The organism is Streptococcus sp. HSISS3 (genome assembly GCF_000448605.1).
Lineage (GTDB): Bacteria > Bacillota > Bacilli > Lactobacillales > Streptococcaceae > Streptococcus > Streptococcus raffinosi.
In genome coordinates this window covers 1,492,585-1,509,343 of the sequence record NZ_CM002130.1, presented here as the reverse complement: position 1 = coordinate 1,509,343, position 16,759 = coordinate 1,492,585, and the positions used below count along the sequence as shown (strand labels likewise).

Sequence of the window (16,759 nt, the reverse complement as noted above, 5' to 3'; positions counted from 1 at the left end):
TTATGACACCTGAAAAAATCGCTCGTATCAATGAGCTTGCTAAAAAGAAAAAACCGAAGGTTTGACTCCAGAAGAAGAAGTGGAGCAAGCAAAACTTCGTGAAGAGTACATTGAAGGCTATCGTCGTTCAGTTCGTCACCATATCGAAGGAATTAAAGTGGTTGACGAAGAAGGTAACGATGTGACACCTGAAAAACTACGTCAAGTACAACGTGAAAAAGGTTTGCATGGCCGTAGCCTTGATGATCCTGAATCATAATAACCATTAACAAGGGTTTGGAGATTTCCAAGCCCTTGTTTTGGAGTGTAAAATTCTGAATATTCTGTATAAAATTGACCGGTTATGCAAAAAATGGTAAAATATAAGTTATGTTAAAAATGGTAGGACTCAATGAGTCTTGCTTAATAGAATTGGAGTGAAAAAAATGTCGCAAAAGCAACATCATAAAGACGACGACAACCAGACTGAGAATGGGATGGTGCGTGGTCTTCAAAACCGTCACGTCCAGCTGATTGCCATCGCTGGTACAATCGGTACAGGTCTCTTCCTCGGGGCGGGGCGTTCCCTTTCCCTAACAGGACCTTCAATCATCTTAGTATATATACTAACTGGTATCTTCATGTATCTTATGATGCGAGCTATCGGTGAGATGCTCTATATGGATCCTGACCAACACACCTTTATCAACTTTATTACCAAATACCTTGGTAAAGGTTGGGGATTCTTCTCGGGTTGGTCTTACTGGGTATCACTGATTTTCCTTGGAATGGCAGAAATTACGGCCGTCTCGACCTATGTGCAATATTGGTTCCCAAGTTGGCCTGCCTGGCAGATTCAGATTATCTTCCTGATTATCTTAAGTTCGGTTAACCTGATTGCAGTTAAGATTTTCGGGGAAGTTGAGTTTTGGTTTGGAATGATCAAGATTATCACCATTCTTGCTCTTATCGCAACAGGTATCTTCATGGTAGCAACCAACTTTGAAACGCCTGCTGGACATGCTAGTCTTTCCAATATTACACAAGGCTTCCAGATGTTCCCTAAAGGTTGGGTAAGCTTTGTCATGACCTTCCAAATGGTCTTCTTTGCCTATCAAGCCATCGAATTTGTAGGGATTACAACTTCTGAGACAGCGAATCCACGTAAGGTCTTACCAAAGGCAATCAAGGAGATTCCGATTCGTATTGTCATCTTCTATGTGGGTGCCCTCATTGCCCTCATGGCTATCTTCCCATGGCAAAAACTTCCAGTTAATGAATCACCGTTCGTAACGGTCTTCCAAATGGCTGGTATCAAGTGGGCAGCAGCCTTCATTAACTTTGTTGTCTTGACAGCAGCGGCTTCATCATTGAACTCAACACTTTACTCTACAGGTCGTCACCTCTTCCAAATTGCTAAGGAAACACCAAATAGTAAAGTCATGAAAGCTTTGAAGCTAGATACTTTGTCACGTAATGGTATTCCTTCACGTGCCATCATTGTTTCAGCCATTGTGGTATGTGTTTCAGCCTTCATCAATGTCTTGCCTGGTGTATCTGATGCCTTTGCTTTGATTACCGCATCATCATCAGGGGTCTACATCGCTATCTATATCTTGACTATGCTTGCTCATCTCAAGTACCGTAAATCTCAAGAGTTCATGGCAGATGGCTTCCTTATGCCAGCCTATAAGATTCTTAATCCATTGACTATCCTTTTCTTCATCTTTGTTTTTGTTTGTCTCTTCTTGCAAAAGTCAACAGTTGTCGGAGCTATTGGAGCAACCATCTGGATTGTCGTATTTAGTATCTATAGTAACTGGAAACACAGTAAATAAATCATTTAGCTCACCTTTATGGTGAGTTTTTTGTTGTCAAAAAAAGGACACAAGGTGTCCCAGTTATTAGTTATGCAATACTTTCTTGGTTTCCATGGTGAAAGAATCCACCTAAGAGGCCCTTGCTACGATGGAAAATAGCAGGCTTATGATCGTTGTGTGAACGACCATTAACATCAAGTTTAGCCCATTCAAGAGCCTGGTAGGCATTTCGGTCTGAAACTGTAGATGTCCCGATATAGCTATAGATACCTGCTTGAGCAAGAATAAAACCTTGCAGTTGGCGAATATGCTCATCATTGAGGACTTCAGAAAAATGAATCATAACTGTCTTATAAGTTAAAGCTTGGACAGACTCGACGATTGGTGACTCTGCTAAGAGGTGCAAAAGTTCTTGATGCTTAGTAAAGTACTTATCATAGTCCATTGGAAGAATGATAGTATGGGCAATCCAATCTTCCAAGTTGGCTTTGGCTTTTTTACTGAGACCTTTTGCTGTGATACTGAGGTCATCTATATTGAAAGGAAGTTGGTCGATGTGAGCAGTGTTTGAACCATAAGCCTTCCTGAAAAGCGGTGTACTTGATAGAATATGTCCAGTGGGAGAAATAATAGCCAAGGCAGTTTCCTTGGTTTGGTAACCAAGCTCGTGGCATTCCATGCTAGCGTATGTGTCTTTAAATTCAATAATTGCTCTTGTTTTCATCGTGTAACTCTCTTTCTGTTAGTTTATAAACTAACAATAGTTTATCACGAGTCCTTAACGAGGTCAAGAATTAACCTCCAAAAATAAAAAATTTCAAGTCATCAAAAAACTTCGAGAATCAATTCCCGAAGTTTTTTTACTAGAATTTGTAGTCTTTCACAATTTTGATGGCGTTAACCGTTACCGTTTCTTTTGGTTTGTTGTTTTGATCGACTTCAAGATTGGCAATGGTATCAACGACATCCATCCCTTTGATGACTTGTCCAAAGACGGTATATTTGGTATCACCGGCTGGGTATCCACCTTTTTTGTAGGCGTCAATAATAGGTTTTGGATAACCAGCACTTGAAAGTTGTTTACTTTGGTTATCCTTGTTTTGAACGATGAAGAATTGGCTACCATTTGAATCCTTAGCACCAGTATTTGCCATGGCAAGCGCTCCTCGAATGTTGTAGAGGAATGGTGTTGGCTCAAGAGCGAAGCCTTTCTTCCAGATAGATTCGCCACCAGTACCGTCACCTTTAGGATCACCACTTTGAATCATAAAGTCTTGGATGACACGGTGGAAGGTAAGACCGTCGTAGTATTTATCCTTGGCATGCTTCAAGAAGTTTTCAGAAGCCTTAGGAGCCAGAGTAGGGAAAAGCTTAACAGTTATATCGCCCTTCGATGTCTGGAGGATAACTTCGGCCTCGTCCTTTCCAACCTTGTCTGACAATTGAGGAAAGGCGTCTTTACCAGATTTTTGAGCTTTTTCTAATTGTTTCGTGTATATCTTATTGTCAACGTAGGCATCTCCACGAATGGCACGTGCAATATTTTCACGGTAGACAAATCCTAAGCAAGCAATAACAAGTACAAGGACTAAAAGAATGTACTTTTTAATGTTTTTCATATATAACTCCTTTGATGCATTATACCTATTATTGTAGCAGAAAAAACCTTTTGGGAAACGGTTAACAGAGGTTTGTAATTATGGTAAAATAGAAACATCAACAAGAAAATGAACAGGGACTAGATATAGGGAAAGGTTGTTTCACTCAAACAGCGAGCGAGGCATAACTTTTGAAAGACGTAGGATGCTCACGGATAAGCAAGCTGTGTGTCTATGTTTTACTTATGGAAAACGTCACTAAGCTGAGGGGTCCATTTGTTTTCATTTCTTGAAAAAAGGAGATTTTTATGTCAACTAAAGCAGAATGGGCTGAACTCTTTGAGTCGGTTCATGGGCGTAAACCTAGCCCCCAAGAATTTTTGTACGCTAAAGCAGCTGATTTTGATACTAGCGCTTTGATTGCTCAAGCGGCATCTGTAGATGCCCCAGCTAAGGAGCCTGCTACTGAAGAAGCACCTGCAGCACAAGTCGTTTCAGATACTGAGGAAGTCGCTCAAGAAGACGATATCGCTGATGTTGCTGAAACAGTTGAAGATGCTGTCGCTGAACAAGCAAGCAATGAATCACCATTTGGAACAGCAGCCTTCTCAGAAGCGCCTGCTCAACAACCAACACCACAATTTGATTCAAGCATGTTTGAAAAGGCTTCTATTCCGACAACTCAAGGATTTGGAGCAGTTCCTAATCCAGCACCTAGCTCAGCAGACAAACCTGTCTTCAACCTTATCTTGCCGATTGTTGCGATTGCCCTTTCAGTAATCTTTGCCATCTTGTCATGGTTTGTTAGTCCTGCTTGGCTCTTCATCATCTTGACAGTCCTTGCCCTAGCTTTGGCGGTGGTTTCACTTATCTTTAGCCTTAAATCAAGCAAGAAATTGCTCTCTATCATTGCAACGGCAGTAGCTGGAGTCATGCTCTTTGTCTCTATTGGTGGTTTGATTTTCCAAATTTCTCAAAACTCAAATGACAATGCAGGCTCAAGCAAAACATCAAAAGTTGCTGACAAAGATGATGAAGATGATGACAGCGATTCAAAATCTGATTCAAAATCTAATTCAAAATCTAATTCAAAAGGTGACTCAAAATCTGATTCAAAATCTGACTCAAAAGGTGATAGCACTGACGTCAACGATTACATTGACAAAAATGCTAAATTTGACTGGAATGAATCTAAGTTCAAGAAATTGAAAGCTGGAAAAGACTCTGCTAAGTCAATTATGAAGACTTATGGTAAAGCATCAGATGCCCAAATGTCAGGTGATGACTTGAGCATGACTTATTCTGGCAAAGACTATAGTGAACATGTTTACCTAACCTTTAAGAAACAGTATGATGGTACCTTTATCTTGTCACATGCTTCAGGAAACTTCCCTACAGATGCTGTACAAACTGATGACTCATACAAATCTGACTGGACGAAAGAACAGTTTGATGCTCTTAATAAGGGAGATTACAGTAATCCATCAAACGGAACAAAACTCGAAGATATCCTTAAGGATCACCCTAAAGCTTCAAACGCTGAGTACACCATCTCAACCGTTCGTGAAGGTGAGTTCAAGAAAGAATTGAGCGTTTCTTATAACGACTTTAAAGCTGAAGATGGTAAACTTAAGAGTGTTTACTTGTCATTTGACACTACAGAAGATGGTGATACATTCTACCTTACTTATAAATCAGGTCCAGATGGCGATTAATTAAGCTGATTAAGGAAACAGGAGGGGAGACCTTCCTGTTTTTTCGTAATAAAAGGAGAAAACTTTTGAAATTCTTGAATTACACATATGAGCAAAGTCAGTCTATTGTCACTAAGGAGACTGTAGAAAAACTCAATCAAAAAGGTAGCTGGAAACGTTTTATTGGTTTATTTATCACTTCAATCCTTCTTTACTTTTCTTCTATTGCCACACCGATGTTTATAAAGGGCTTGACCGTTGAACAAGATCCTACATTTTCTTGGATTCAGTGGCCCATGATTATCTTGTATGTAGTCATGTATCTGGTCTATCTGCTCTTTTCAATAAGGCACAGAAAAAGCCCGATGAAGCTGAAATTTTGCACCTACTTTTATATGGTGATTTTACTTGCTATCTTTACGGTATGTGCTGGTATAATGATGATGACACGACGAAATATTGTCAGTATATTATCGGGTGCCATGTTTCTTCTTTCCATTTATTATTTGATTCGAACGGTTCCCCGTAAACTGAAAGAAGCCGTTCAAAATCAGACAGAGTTTAGCCCCATGGTAGCACTTGTGACTGAAAAGATTTCGGATGGCTTGGTCTTTTTAGGTGGAACGGGGATTACAGCCGGACTTGTGCTGTTTGACCGCTCCACTGGGAGTAATTTAAGAGGGAGCATTGATGCGGTGTTGTTGCCTATCATGCCTGCCATATTTGTCTTTGCGACTTATGTCTTTTCCATTGATTTGCTACGAGGGTATTACCTCTTTAAATATTCTGAACAATATAGAGAGCAGTTTGGCTACTCAGCTAAGGACTGGTATGGAGAGAAGTCGAAGGAGTATAGGAGGATGCTGGGTTAGGGTGCTTCGAGAAGACCAACAGGTTTTGAAGTGAATTATAAGATTGATGGGGAAGAATTTTCTAAAAAATTACCTAATATAAATGGAGAATAAAAATGAAACAATTTGAAGATAAATTTATGGAAGTTCAGGCTAGTATGATTTCGCTTGCATCGGAATATGTTCGTGCTCAAGCTGAAAAGATATTTATCTATGCAATAGCTGATAGCTTATACAGTTTCAATGTGTTTTATAAAGTTAATGGACATGTTGTCCATAAACATGAAGTGAACGAATATTTACAAGAAGGTTTAAAAATAGATACCACCTTACAGACTTCATTGTTAAGGGAAGGAGTGAAAGATGTAAAAAACATGGTTAAAGTTTGCGGTGAATATCATCGTGAACATCCCACAGAAATGTGGCTCGTCTACGATGCTGAAACGAATAGTTTGAAATCGAAGTATAGTTATGAGGGACGATACGATAAGGATGAAGAGTTGTTGCCTCGAAAAGAATTTGAAAAATGGTTTGAGGAAGTTAAAGAGAGTCAAGAATAGGTAGTAGCATTAGAATTTAACCACCTCTGAGGTGGTTTTCTTGTGGCCTGGAGATGGTATAATTGAATAGTTGGCTATTGTCTAAAAGCTAGACGACTTTGCTCGTGGTTTGGCTCGTGTTGGGACTTGAGGTGCTGGTCTTAGCAAGGATATCGCTCTGAGTGTCAAGAACAAGTTGACTCACCTCGGTGCGAACGTTTCTGATGACCTTGCCCGTCTGTCAGGAAAGGTTGAGGATGCCTTTGCCTATGCGGATGGTGCTGTCTCAAAGAATATCGGTAAGCACAATGCTCGTGTCTATCAGTCAAATGGTGGCAACTGGGATGAAGTGGCGTCTGGAATCCTTGGTGGTTCAGGTGCAGGACGTAAAGCAGCCGCAGAGTTTAGCGACGATGCTAACCAGGCCCTTGCCAAACATGGTGATGAAGTCAGCCAAGCCCTCAAAGAAACTGGCGAACAATCAGGCAAACGTGCAAGTGCAGAATTTGGTGGCGAAGCAAGTCAAGCTCTTGCCAAACATGGCGATGAAGTCAGCCAAGCTCTCAAAGAAACTGGCGAACAAGCTGGTAAGCATGCAAGTGCTGAGTTTGGTGGTGAAGCTGTGGAGAACAGTATTGGGCACAACAATACTGTTTCAGACGCTTTTCAAAATAGTCCTGAGGTTCATTGGGATGGTACTAAGTGGGAAAGTCATACCGATGACATTCATCGAAAGATGCTTGAAGATAATGTGCCATTGACTTCTGAAGTGCACACTATTGATGAAATTGCCAAGCAACAGGCAGAAATCTTAAAAGTTCAGAATGGTGAAGAAGCCCTATCAACAAATCTTAAGAAGGGTAACTTCGGTGAAATGGTTCAGGATGAGTACTATCGTCAGTTTGGTTACGACCGTATAAGCAAAGATATGGTAACTGATCTTGGTGAGGGAGGTCACCAAGGAATTGACGGTGTTTATTACAATCCTAATGGTCATCCACCGTATATCATCGCTGAAGCGAAGTATAATACATCAAGATTGAGCAAAGGATTAGCAGACGGAACTGATCAGATGGATTATGAATGGATTGATAAACGCTTAGAACAAGCGGTTGGTGAGGAACATGTAGCAGCTATTCAAGATGCTGTGGAATTTGGTGATGTCCAAAGTCATCTGTTTAATCTTAAACAAGGCGGGCATATCATTATTAATCAGTTGGATGATATGGCTAAGAAAATAAAATGAGGAATATGATGTTTAGAGATAAATATAAAGATGTAGAGTATTTTGAAAAAAGACTAAATTTTAATTTGAAAACATTTGAGAGGAGAGAAGGAAAAGAACACAAAGAACGTGTCTTACCGCAATATATAAATAAATATTATTTAACTCAGTCGGGTTATGCTGAAAAATTATTACGAATAAATTATTCTCTAGGACATTCCCTAGATGAAGTATTTAAATGGTTTAAAATTAGTCTCAATTATTATCAGAAATACTATCAAACTAGAGGGAGTATTTACACATTAATTGATTACCTATCTCTTGCTGTTCTGTTCGAAGACCGCAAAGAAGAATTTATCGAAGATGTTGAGAAAATCTTTAGTAAGTATCTGTCTTTCGTAGATTCGAGCGAGCAGTATGAGGACGGCTTTATCGAAACACTTGCCCTCTACTTGTTAAAGGGCGATGTTGAGAATTTCCATTCTCATTTGGAATACCTGAATATGATTGGAGACGATGCGGATAGTGTCATCGAGGCGCAGAAGTTCTGGTATTATGCTCACTCTGAGGCATCGTGGTACGGTACACATAAGACAGAGGATGCTTACTACGGTTACTGGAGTTTTGATACAGCCGCACTCTGTAAAATCCGTGGCATCTATGACCAACGCTTCAAAGACTTGGATTTTTTCCCTTATGACTTGCTAGTTCAAGAAGAACAGTAACATTGACTAAACCACCCTCGAGGTGGTTTTCTTTCATCCATTTTCTATGAGATAGCTTGTCACTTAAGCACTTCAGGCAGTCTCAAAAAATTCTCTCTTATATCCGACCTTATTTTCATAAGACCAGATTAAAGTATGATAAAATAAAGAAAAAGAGATAAAGGAGTCAGCTATGGCAACTAGAGAAGAATGGGTGCGTCACTTTGAGGACGTAAATGGTCGTAAACCAAGTCCTGAGGAGTTTATGGAGGCCAAGAAAGAGGATTTTGTCATCGCTACTGAGGAGGAAGTTGCCCAAGTGTCTGAGCAAGTTGAAGCTCAGCAGGTGGATAGTTCTGCAGCTACTGAAGAGGTGTCTGCTGACTCAGAAGCGCAACCAGCTGAAGGTCCAGTGGTACTTGAGGAGGAAGCTCCTAATCACATGCCTGAGTTGAATCTGGAGAAAGAGCAAGAAATAGAGGCTCCAAAGGCAAGTCAGATACCTCTGGAAAACCCTTATTACAAATCTAAAGAAGTCAAAAATAATACTTTTGTCAACATCGTTCTTCCGATTATTATCCTAGTCTTGGGGCTTATATTTGCCGTTTTGGCTTGGACACTTCCAATCGGTTTCATCTTTACCTTCTTTGCTTTCTTCCTTATCATTTTGGCGATTGTGACTATGGCGCTGAGTGTGAAGTCAACACGCAAGACCTTATCTATCATCGCTCTGGTTATGTCAATCATCTTCTTTACGACGTCACTTAGTGGAACAGGCTATCAAGTGGTCAAGTATATCATTAAACATGCCGATCAGTTTGAGGCTGATAGTCGTTACAGAGCAAATGAATACATTGATAAAGATTATAAATTTGACTGGACAGAGGATCAGTTTAAGGAGTTGAAGGTTGATTCTTTGACTTTGGATGAGGTCCTAGATGCTCACGGTAAGGCTACGGATGCCGAGTGGGGCAATGATGGTGAGACACAGACACTAGATCTTACTTATGCAAAAGAGGGAAGGGGTAGTGATAACTTTGTCCGTTTGACCTTCAAGTCTAAAGATGGTACTTACATCCTAGAGCATGCTTCTGCAGACTTTGGCTATGATAAAGTTAAGGAAGTTAGTGACTATCAAAGCAACTGGACAAAAGAGGATTATGATAAGCTAACGGTGGGTACGCAAGCAGACTTGCTTAAGGGAACACGCCTCTCAGATGTTGTCTCAAACCACTCTGAGGCTAGCTTTAGTACGCATGAGCTGACTCAGACTGATGAGGGAGACCTCACTCAAAAAGTATCGCTTAGCTTCTACGATTATAGTCCCGACAGTGGTAAACTTAAGACAGTTCACTTAACGTTTGACTACGACAAACGTGAAAACGAGTACTTCTTAACAGATAAATCAGATGAATAAGGCTACTTTCTTAGCCACTCAAGCCCGGGGTCGCCTGGGCTTTTTTAGTCTCAACAAAAGAAGATAAAATTTGGTATAATAAAAATGATTGATTTTTCAAGAAAGAAGTGTCACACATGAACATACAACAACTACGTTATGTGGTAGCTATTGCCAACAGCGGTACCTTCCGTGAGGCTGCCAGCAAGCTCTTTGTGAGTCAACCTAGCCTTTCGGTAGCAATTAAGGATTTGGAGCAAGAGCTGAATTTTCAAATTTTCACCCGTACAACGACGGGGGCTGTCTTGACCAGTCAGGGAATGACTTTTTACGAGCGTGCGCTTGAAGTGGTGCGCAGTTTTGATAGTTTTGAAAATCGCTATCTCAATGCTTCTGAGAAGGGCAATCAGTTTTCGATTGCCAGCCAGCACTATGACTTTTTGCCGCCTTTGATTACGACTTTTTCAGAGCGTTATCCTGATTACAAGGATTTCCGTATCTTTGAGTCTACGACCATTCAGATTTTGGATGAGGTAGCCAAGGGACACAGTGAGATTGGGATTATCTATTTGAATCGTCAAAATAGCAAGGGAATCCATCAAAATATGGACAAGCTTGGTCTTGAGGCTATTGATTTGATTCCGTTTAAGACGCATATTTATCTCCGTAAGGGGCATCCTCTGGCTAAAAAAGAAAGTCTTGTCATGGAGGACTTGGCGGCCTTGCCTACAGTGCGTTTCACTCAGGAGAAGGACGAGTATCTTTACTATTCTGAAAACTTCGTGGATACGTCAGATTCTTCTCTGATGTTTAACGTGACAGACCGTGCGACTTTGAACGGTATCTTGGAACGTACGGATGCCTATGCGACGGGATCTGGTTTCTTGGATGCACAAAGTGTGAACGGGATTACGGTTATTCCGCTTGAGGATAATTTGGATAATAAGATGGTTTATGTCCGTCGTAAAGGGATTAACTTGTCATCTTGTGCTCTCAAGTTTGTCAATGTTATGTTTGACTACTTTGACACTTATAAACCATAGGAGGACTTATGCGTAAGGTTGTGATTCCTTTGGCTATTCTGGCCCTGATTGGTTTGGATCAGTGGGTCAAGCATTGGGTTGTGGCAAATATTGCTCTAAACCAAGTCATCAAGGCTATACCGGGACTTTTTAGTTTGACCTATCTACAGAACCGTGGTGCCGCCTTTTCGATTTTACAGGATCAGAAATTTTTCTTTGTGATTTTGACGGTTCTGGTGATTGGTGCGGCTCTGGTTTATCTGGTTAAGAATTATCAGAAGAGTCTTTGGCTGGTCCTATCTTTGGTTTTGATTATCTCAGGTGGTATTGGAAACTTTATTGACCGTGTGCATCTAGGGTATGTGGTTGATATGGTTCAGCTAGATTTTATTGATTTTGCAATATTTAACGTGGCAGACTCCTATCTAACGGTGGGCGTGTTGCTCTTGATTTTAATCTTATGGAAAGAGGAAAATGGAAGTCATCATAAAAGAGGCGGGTAATCGTCTGGATAAGGCCTTGGCAGATTTGACAGAATTGTCACGCAGTCAGGCCAATGAAGCCATCAAGGCTGGAACGGTCTTGGTTAATGGTAAGTCGGCAAAGGCTAAGTATGCGGTTAAAGAGGGTGATGTCATCACCTATGAATTGCCAGAAGAAGAGGTCTTGGAGTACAAGGCTGAAGATATTCCTTTGGATATTATCTACGAAGATGCGGATGTGGCAGTCGTTAACAAGCCTCAAGGCATGGTGGTCCATCCATCAGCTGGTCACACATCTGGGACCTTGGTTAATGCACTCATGTATCATGTCAAGGACCTCTCGTCTATCAATGGTGTGGTTCGTCCAGGAATTGTCCACCGTATCGACAAGGATACGTCTGGTCTTCTTATGGTTGCTAAGAATGATAAGGCCCACAATGCTTTGGCGGCTGAGCTTAAGGACAAGAAGTCTCTGCGCAAGTATGTGGCTATCGTGCATGGCAATCTGCCTAACGACCGAGGCGTGATTGAAGCTCCGATTGGGCGTTCAGACAAGGACCGCAAGAAGCAAGCGGTAACGGCCAAAGGGAAGCCTGCGGTAACTCGCTTTACTGTTTTGGAACGTTATGGCAACTATACTTTGGTGGAGCTGCAGCTAGAAACAGGTCGTACCCACCAAATCCGTGTGCACATGGCTTATATCGGTCATCCAGTGGCGGGGGATCCTCTATATGGGCCTCGTAAGACCCTCAAGGGCCACGGACAATTTCTACATGCCAAGACCCTTGGTTTCACGCATCCTACGACTGGAGAATTGGTCGAATTTACAGCGGAAGAACCTGCTATTTTCAAGGAAACCTTGGAGAAGTTGAGAGAAGCTTAACAGTTATTAAACGGATAGTCTTTCTTGGGAGAGGCGTCCGTTTTTTTCTTGTAAAAGAGTCTGAAATTTGCTATAATTTACCTAATTAAATAAGTCCTTTAATCACTGTCCAGAGAGGCAGGCAAGGAGCCATGAGAAGTGTACGGGTGAACTGTACTCATATTTTTGTGTATCTCCTTGTTTCAAGGGGATTTTTTTGTATTTAGAAAGGTTCTTTTATGAAGAAAAAAGAAATCGTCGATGACGTAACCATGAAGCGTGCTATTACACGTATCACTTATGAGATTATTGAGCGAAACAAGAATCTCGACAAGATTGTCTTGGCTGGTATTAAGACACGTGGTGTTTATATTGCTCAGCGTATTCAAGAGCGCTTGAAACAGTTGGAAAACCTTGATGTGCCGTTGATTGAGCTTGATACTAAGGCATACCGTGATGATGTTAAATCTGAACAGGACACATCCCTTATTCCTATCGAAATTGATGGTACGGATGTTATCCTTGTAGATGATGTGCTCTACACAGGTCGTACGATTCGTGCTGCGATTGATAATATCGTTAGTCATGGACGTCCGGCACGTGTCGGTTTGGCTGTCTTGGTTGACCGTGGTCACCGTGAATTGCCAATCCGTGCAGATTATGTTGGTAAGAATATCCCAACAAGTGAGTCAGAACAGATTGAAGTTTTGGTTTCTGAAGTTGATGGCAAAGATAGTGTCAACATTATCGATCCAAGCTAAGTTGGCTGACAGATAGGGTGAAACGCCTTTGTATCTTGTTTAATTGAACACGGGACTCATTTCTTAGGAAAAAAGATAAGTCTCCTAGCACTCTTTGGAGTGCCTTGTCGACTTCCTATTTTTCTGCAGAAATGTTTGGCTACGCCAAAACGTCCCTTTGTATCTTGTTTTAAGGAGTCCTTTGATATCGTGAATAACGTAAAATATGATGTGAATGATATGCCGAAACCTGGTTTGTTGGTTGGTTTGTCATTCCAGCACTTGTTTGCCATGTTTGGTGCTACGGTGCTTGTGCCGATTTTGGTTGGGATTGATCCTGCCATTGCTCTTTTCTCATCTGGCTTGGGAACTTTGGCTCACTTGACGGTGACTAAGTATAAGATTCCAGCTTATATGGGGTCTAGTTTTGCCTACATTGCGGCTATGCAGATGCTTATGAAGTCTGATGGTATTGCGGCGGTGGCTCAAGGTGCCATGGCTGGTGGTTTGGTCTACTTGATTGTTGCCTTGATTGTTAAGTACGCAGGAAATAACTGGATTGATAAGGTCCTTCCGCCAATCGTGGTCGGTCCTATTATCATTGTTATCGGTTTAAGTCTTGCGGCTAATGCTGTTAAGGATGCGACAATGGTTAATGACACCTATAGTGTCTTCAGCCTTGTAATTTCTATGGTGACTCTCTTTGCGGTTATCCTCTTTAACATGTATGGCAAGAAAATTGTTGGTGTTATTCCAATTTTGTTGGGCTTGATAGTTGGTTATATTTTCTCAGTGGTTTTTGGTTGGTTAACGGGACATGAGTTTGTTCAATTTTCAAAAGTTGCGGCTGCTCATTGGTTCCAAGTTCCAAGCTTTGATATTCCGTTTGTGAATTACGACTTCAAGTTTTATCCAAGTGCGATTTTAACTATGGCTCCGATTGCCTTTGTGACAATGACGGAACATTTTGGCCATGTCATGGTTCTAAACAGTTTGACTGGTCGTGATTACTTCAAAGATCCAGGTCTTGACCATACCTTGTCTGGAGATGGTTTGGCACAAATCATTGCTGGTTTCTTTGGAGCTCCTCCGGTAACTTCTTATGGTGAAAATATTGGGGTTATGGCCCTCAGTAAGGTCTACTCAGTTTACGTTATTGCAGGTGCAGCAGTGATTGCGGTCTTGATGAGCTTTATCGGTAAGGTATCTGCTCTCTTGAGTTCCATCCCAACGGCTGTTTTGGGTGGTATTTCCATTGCCCTCTTTGGGGTTATCGCTGCTAGCGGTATGAAAATTTTAGTTGAACATAAGATTGATTTTGATAATAAAAAGAATCTCTTGATTGCTAGTGTTATCTTGGTATCAGGTATTGGTGGTTTGATGATTGACCTTGGTGGTCTTCAAATTACTGGTGTGGCAAGTTCGACTATTCTCGGTATCTTGCTTTACCAAATCTTGCCAGACCCTAATAAAGGTAGCAAGGATTAGTTAATCATTTTAAAAGGAAAAACTATGGCGATTGCAGATGGAAAAGTGTCACTCAAGCATTTGGTGACCATGGAAACCCTCACGAATGAAGAGGTCTTGGGCCTGATTCGTCGAGGTGGAGATTTTAAAAATGGCAGAGCTGATTTCCAGCTGGATCGACAGTATTTCGCTGCCAATCTCTTTTTTGAAAATTCAACTCGAACCCACAAGTCCTTCGAAGTGGCTGAGAAGAAACTTGGTTTGGATGTGATTGAGTTCGATGCTGGAACAAGCTCAGTGAATAAGGGTGAAACCCTATATGATACGATTTTGACCATGTCTGCTTTGGGTGTGGACATCTGTGTGGTTCGTCACTCGGAAGTTGATTACTATAAGCAGTTGATTGATAGTAGAACCATTCAGACCTCTATTGTCAATGGGGGTGATGGTTCTGGGCAACACCCAAGTCAGTGTTTGCTTGATTTGATGACCATTTACGAAGAGTTTGGAACTTTTGAAAATCTTAAGGTTTGTATTGCCGGTGACATCACTTATTCTCGTGTGGCTAAGTCAAATATGCAGATTCTCAAGCGTTTGGGTGCTCAGCTGTATTTTGCTGGTCCTGAAGTTTGGTACTCTAATGAATTTGATGTCTATGGTCAGCATGTCGCCATTGACGATGTGATTGAGGACCTGGATGTGCTCATGTTGCTTCGTGTTCAGCACGAGCGTCATGGGGATGACAAGGGATTTTCAAAAGAAGAATACCATGCTCTCTATGGTTTGACTGAAGAACGTTATGCCAAGTTAGCAGACCATGCTATCATCATGCACCCTGCTCCGGTTAATCGTGATGTGGAGATTGCTGATAGCTTGGTGGAAGCGCCTAAGGCTCGTATCGTTGCTCAGATGCAAAATGGGGTCTTTGTCCGTATGGCAATTATTGAAGCTATTTTAAATGGCAAAGCGTAAACAACGTTAACAGATTCCAGAGAGAATCAGACGAAAATGAACACGGGCTAAATCTTCGAAAAATAGCTAAATCTTTCTAGAAGCTAGAGCTTCTCTGTCAGATTTGCTTTTCATTCAGATTTTTAACGCCCTTTGTATCTTAGTGAAAGGAACAATTTACTATAATGGCAAAACGTTTACTTATTTTGGAAGACGGCACAATTTTTGAAGGTCAGGCCTTCGGTGCTGATGTGGATGTGACGGGTGAAATCGTCTTTAATACTGGTATGACAGGTTATCAAGAATCTATCACTGACCAGTCTTACAATGGTCAAATCTTGACCTTTACCTATCCACTTGTTGGTAATTATGGGGTTAACCGTGATGACTATGAATCAATCACACCTACAACTAAGGGTGTGGTGGTATCAGAGGCTAGCCGTCGTGCCAGCAACTGGCGTAACCAAATGACTTTGGATGAGTTTTTGAAGGCTAAAAACATCCCTGGTATTTCTGGTATTGATACACGTGCCTTGACTAAGATTATCCGTCAACACGGTACCATGAAGGCAACTATGGCTGATCCTGGTGACAGTATTGAGCACTTGCAAGATCAATTACGTGCCACTGTTTTGCCTACAAATAATATTGAACAGGTCTCTACTAAAACAGCTTACCCTGCACCTGGTGTTGGTAAAAACATTGTTTTGGTTGACTTTGGTCTTAAACACTCTATCTTGCGTGAATTTTCAAAACGTGACTGTAATGTGACGGTTGTCCCTCACAATATTACGGCTGAAGAAATTCTCCATCTTAATCCCGATGGTGTGATGTTGTCAAATGGTCCTGGTAACCCTGAAGATGTGCCATATGCACTTGATATGATTCGTGGCATCCAAGGTAAAATTCCAATTTTCGGGATTTGTATGGGTCACCAGTTGTTTAGTTTGGCGAATGGTGCCAAGGCTTACAAGATGAAGTTTGGTCACCGTGGCTTTAACCATGCGGTTCGTGAAATTGCGACTGGTCGTGTTGATTTTACCAGCCAAAACCATGGTTATGCTATTGACCGTGACACGCTTCCAGATTGCCTCATGGTAACACACGAAGAGATTAACGATAAGTCAGTTGAAGGTGTTCGTCACCGTGACTTCCCTGCCTTTTCAGTGCAATTCCACCCAGATGCAGCACCTGGTCCACACGATGCTAGCTATCTCTTTGATGAGTTCTTGGAATTGATTGATGCTTTCCAAGCTGAAAAAGCACGTCGTTAATTGCAACTGTCTAGTGACTATAATGGGGTGCGATTCTTGTTTGCCCCAGTCTACTACCTTATTTAATGACAACCAGAGAGTTGTCAAATAGAAAGGAGAAGATACAAGTTCACGAAAGTGAACACGCCCTAAGGACGGTGTGAAAAAGAGAAACG

16 protein-coding genes and 1 pseudogene are annotated in these 16,759 nt (G+C 41.3%); 15 read left to right on the top strand and 2 right to left on the bottom strand.

The annotated features are described in order from the left end of the window. Positions 1–2 precede the first annotated feature (2 nt). Together HSISS3_RS07110 and HSISS3_RS07105 are read left to right on the top strand one after the other, a co-directional pair. Positions 3–259, top strand: a pseudogene (locus HSISS3_RS07110) (DUF896 family protein). Positions 260–425: 166 nt separating this feature from the next. Continuing rightward, entirely contained in the window at positions 426–1,817 is a 1,392-nt protein-coding gene (locus HSISS3_RS07105; protein ID WP_021152216.1) for an amino acid permease, read from the top strand. Between the two features lie 70 nt (positions 1,818–1,887). Here the strand turns inward: HSISS3_RS07105 and HSISS3_RS07100 are convergent, their stop codons facing one another. Both HSISS3_RS07100 and HSISS3_RS07095 read right to left on the bottom strand, forming a co-directional pair. Beyond that, entirely contained in the window at positions 1,888–2,523 is a 636-nt protein-coding gene (locus HSISS3_RS07100; RefSeq protein WP_021152215.1) for a hypothetical protein, read from the bottom strand. Between the two features lie 139 nt (positions 2,524–2,662). Next, positions 2,663–3,418, bottom strand: coding sequence for a peptidylprolyl isomerase (locus HSISS3_RS07095; protein WP_021152214.1), 756 nt, complete (start codon positions 3,416–3,418; stop codon positions 2,663–2,665). Between the two features lie 287 nt (positions 3,419–3,705). Between HSISS3_RS07095 and HSISS3_RS12110 the strand changes: the two genes are divergently transcribed. The 13 genes from HSISS3_RS12110 to HSISS3_RS07030 all read left to right on the top strand — a co-directional run bounded on the left by HSISS3_RS12110 (position 3,706) and on the right by HSISS3_RS07030 (position 16,604). Continuing rightward, on the top strand, positions 3,706–5,112 hold the full coding sequence (locus HSISS3_RS12110; RefSeq protein ID WP_021152213.1) for an MFS transporter: 1,407 nt from the start codon (positions 3,706–3,708) through the stop codon (positions 5,110–5,112). Between the two features lie 65 nt (positions 5,113–5,177). Continuing rightward, the gene (locus HSISS3_RS07085) at positions 5,178–5,963 is read left to right on the top strand and encodes a hypothetical protein (RefSeq protein WP_021152212.1); all 786 of its coding nucleotides are present in this window, start codon (positions 5,178–5,180) and stop codon (positions 5,961–5,963) included. A gap of 95 nt (positions 5,964–6,058) precedes the next feature. Further along, entirely contained in the window at positions 6,059–6,502 is a 444-nt protein-coding gene (locus tag HSISS3_RS07080) for a hypothetical protein (protein WP_021145863.1), read from the top strand. Positions 6,503–6,677: 175 nt separating this feature from the next. Continuing rightward, a complete protein-coding gene (locus HSISS3_RS12335) occupies positions 6,678–7,727 on the top strand; it encodes a hypothetical protein (protein WP_021145862.1) in 1,050 nt (349 codons plus the stop codon). Between the two features lie 5 nt (positions 7,728–7,732). Continuing rightward, positions 7,733–8,431, top strand: coding sequence for a PoNe immunity protein domain-containing protein (locus HSISS3_RS07070; protein ID WP_240472082.1), 699 nt, complete (start codon positions 7,733–7,735; stop codon positions 8,429–8,431). A gap of 172 nt (positions 8,432–8,603) precedes the next feature. After that, positions 8,604–9,827 (top strand): hypothetical protein, encoded by a 1,224-nt coding sequence (locus HSISS3_RS07065; RefSeq protein ID WP_021145860.1) that lies wholly within the window; start codon positions 8,604–8,606, stop codon positions 9,825–9,827. 116 nt (positions 9,828–9,943) lie between these two features. After that, complete coding sequence (locus tag HSISS3_RS07060; RefSeq protein WP_002886225.1) at positions 9,944–10,849, top strand: LysR family transcriptional regulator; 906 nt, start codon at positions 9,944–9,946, stop codon at positions 10,847–10,849. Positions 10,850–10,857: 8 nt separating this feature from the next. Further along, the gene (lspA, locus tag HSISS3_RS07055) at positions 10,858–11,331 is read left to right on the top strand and encodes a signal peptidase II (protein ID WP_021152209.1); all 474 of its coding nucleotides are present in this window, start codon (positions 10,858–10,860) and stop codon (positions 11,329–11,331) included. Beyond that, positions 11,303–12,193, top strand: coding sequence for an RluA family pseudouridine synthase (locus HSISS3_RS07050; protein WP_021152208.1), 891 nt, complete (start codon positions 11,303–11,305; stop codon positions 12,191–12,193). The genes lspA and HSISS3_RS07050 overlap by 29 nt, the downstream gene beginning before the upstream one ends. A gap of 218 nt (positions 12,194–12,411) precedes the next feature. After that, positions 12,412–12,933 carry a bifunctional pyr operon transcriptional regulator/uracil phosphoribosyltransferase PyrR gene (gene pyrR, locus HSISS3_RS07045; protein ID WP_008533999.1) on the top strand — a complete coding sequence of 174 codons (522 nt, stop codon included), beginning with the start codon at positions 12,412–12,414 and terminating at the stop codon, positions 12,931–12,933. Positions 12,934–13,122: 189 nt separating this feature from the next. Further along, complete coding sequence (locus tag HSISS3_RS07040; RefSeq protein WP_002889465.1) at positions 13,123–14,400, top strand: solute carrier family 23 protein; 1,278 nt, start codon at positions 13,123–13,125, stop codon at positions 14,398–14,400. A gap of 24 nt (positions 14,401–14,424) precedes the next feature. Further along, positions 14,425–15,351 (top strand): aspartate carbamoyltransferase catalytic subunit, encoded by a 927-nt coding sequence (locus HSISS3_RS07035; protein WP_008534002.1) that lies wholly within the window; start codon positions 14,425–14,427, stop codon positions 15,349–15,351. A 164-nt stretch (positions 15,352–15,515) separates the two neighbouring features. Next, on the top strand, positions 15,516–16,604 hold the full coding sequence (locus HSISS3_RS07030) for a carbamoyl phosphate synthase small subunit (protein ID WP_002889463.1): 1,089 nt from the start codon (positions 15,516–15,518) through the stop codon (positions 16,602–16,604). The last annotated feature ends 155 nt before the right edge of the window (positions 16,605–16,759 follow it).

Coding starts and splice junctions, on each gene's coding strand:
- HSISS3_RS07105 (WP_021152216.1), top strand. CDS start 426: ATGTCGCAAAAGCAACATCATAAAGACGACGACAACCAGACTGAGAAT.
- HSISS3_RS07100 (WP_021152215.1), bottom strand. CDS start 2,523: ATGAAAACAAGAGCAATTATTGAATTTAAAGACACATACGCTAGCATG.
- HSISS3_RS07065 (WP_021145860.1), top strand. CDS start 8,604: ATGGCAACTAGAGAAGAATGGGTGCGTCACTTTGAGGACGTAAATGGT.
- HSISS3_RS07060 (WP_002886225.1), top strand. CDS start 9,944: ATGAACATACAACAACTACGTTATGTGGTAGCTATTGCCAACAGCGGT.
- HSISS3_RS07035 (WP_008534002.1), top strand. CDS start 14,425: ATGGCGATTGCAGATGGAAAAGTGTCACTCAAGCATTTGGTGACCATG.
- HSISS3_RS07095 (WP_021152214.1), bottom strand. CDS start 3,418: ATGAAAAACATTAAAAAGTACATTCTTTTAGTCCTTGTACTTGTTATT.
- HSISS3_RS07080 (WP_021145863.1), top strand. CDS start 6,059: ATGAAACAATTTGAAGATAAATTTATGGAAGTTCAGGCTAGTATGATT.
- lspA (WP_021152209.1), top strand. CDS start 10,858: ATGCGTAAGGTTGTGATTCCTTTGGCTATTCTGGCCCTGATTGGTTTG.
- HSISS3_RS07070 (WP_240472082.1), top strand. CDS start 7,733: ATGATGTTTAGAGATAAATATAAAGATGTAGAGTATTTTGAAAAAAGA.
- HSISS3_RS12110 (WP_021152213.1), top strand. CDS start 3,706: ATGTCAACTAAAGCAGAATGGGCTGAACTCTTTGAGTCGGTTCATGGG.
- HSISS3_RS07050 (WP_021152208.1), top strand. CDS start 11,303: ATGGAAGTCATCATAAAAGAGGCGGGTAATCGTCTGGATAAGGCCTTG.
- HSISS3_RS07030 (WP_002889463.1), top strand. CDS start 15,516: ATGGCAAAACGTTTACTTATTTTGGAAGACGGCACAATTTTTGAAGGT.
- pyrR (WP_008533999.1), top strand. CDS start 12,412: ATGAAGAAAAAAGAAATCGTCGATGACGTAACCATGAAGCGTGCTATT.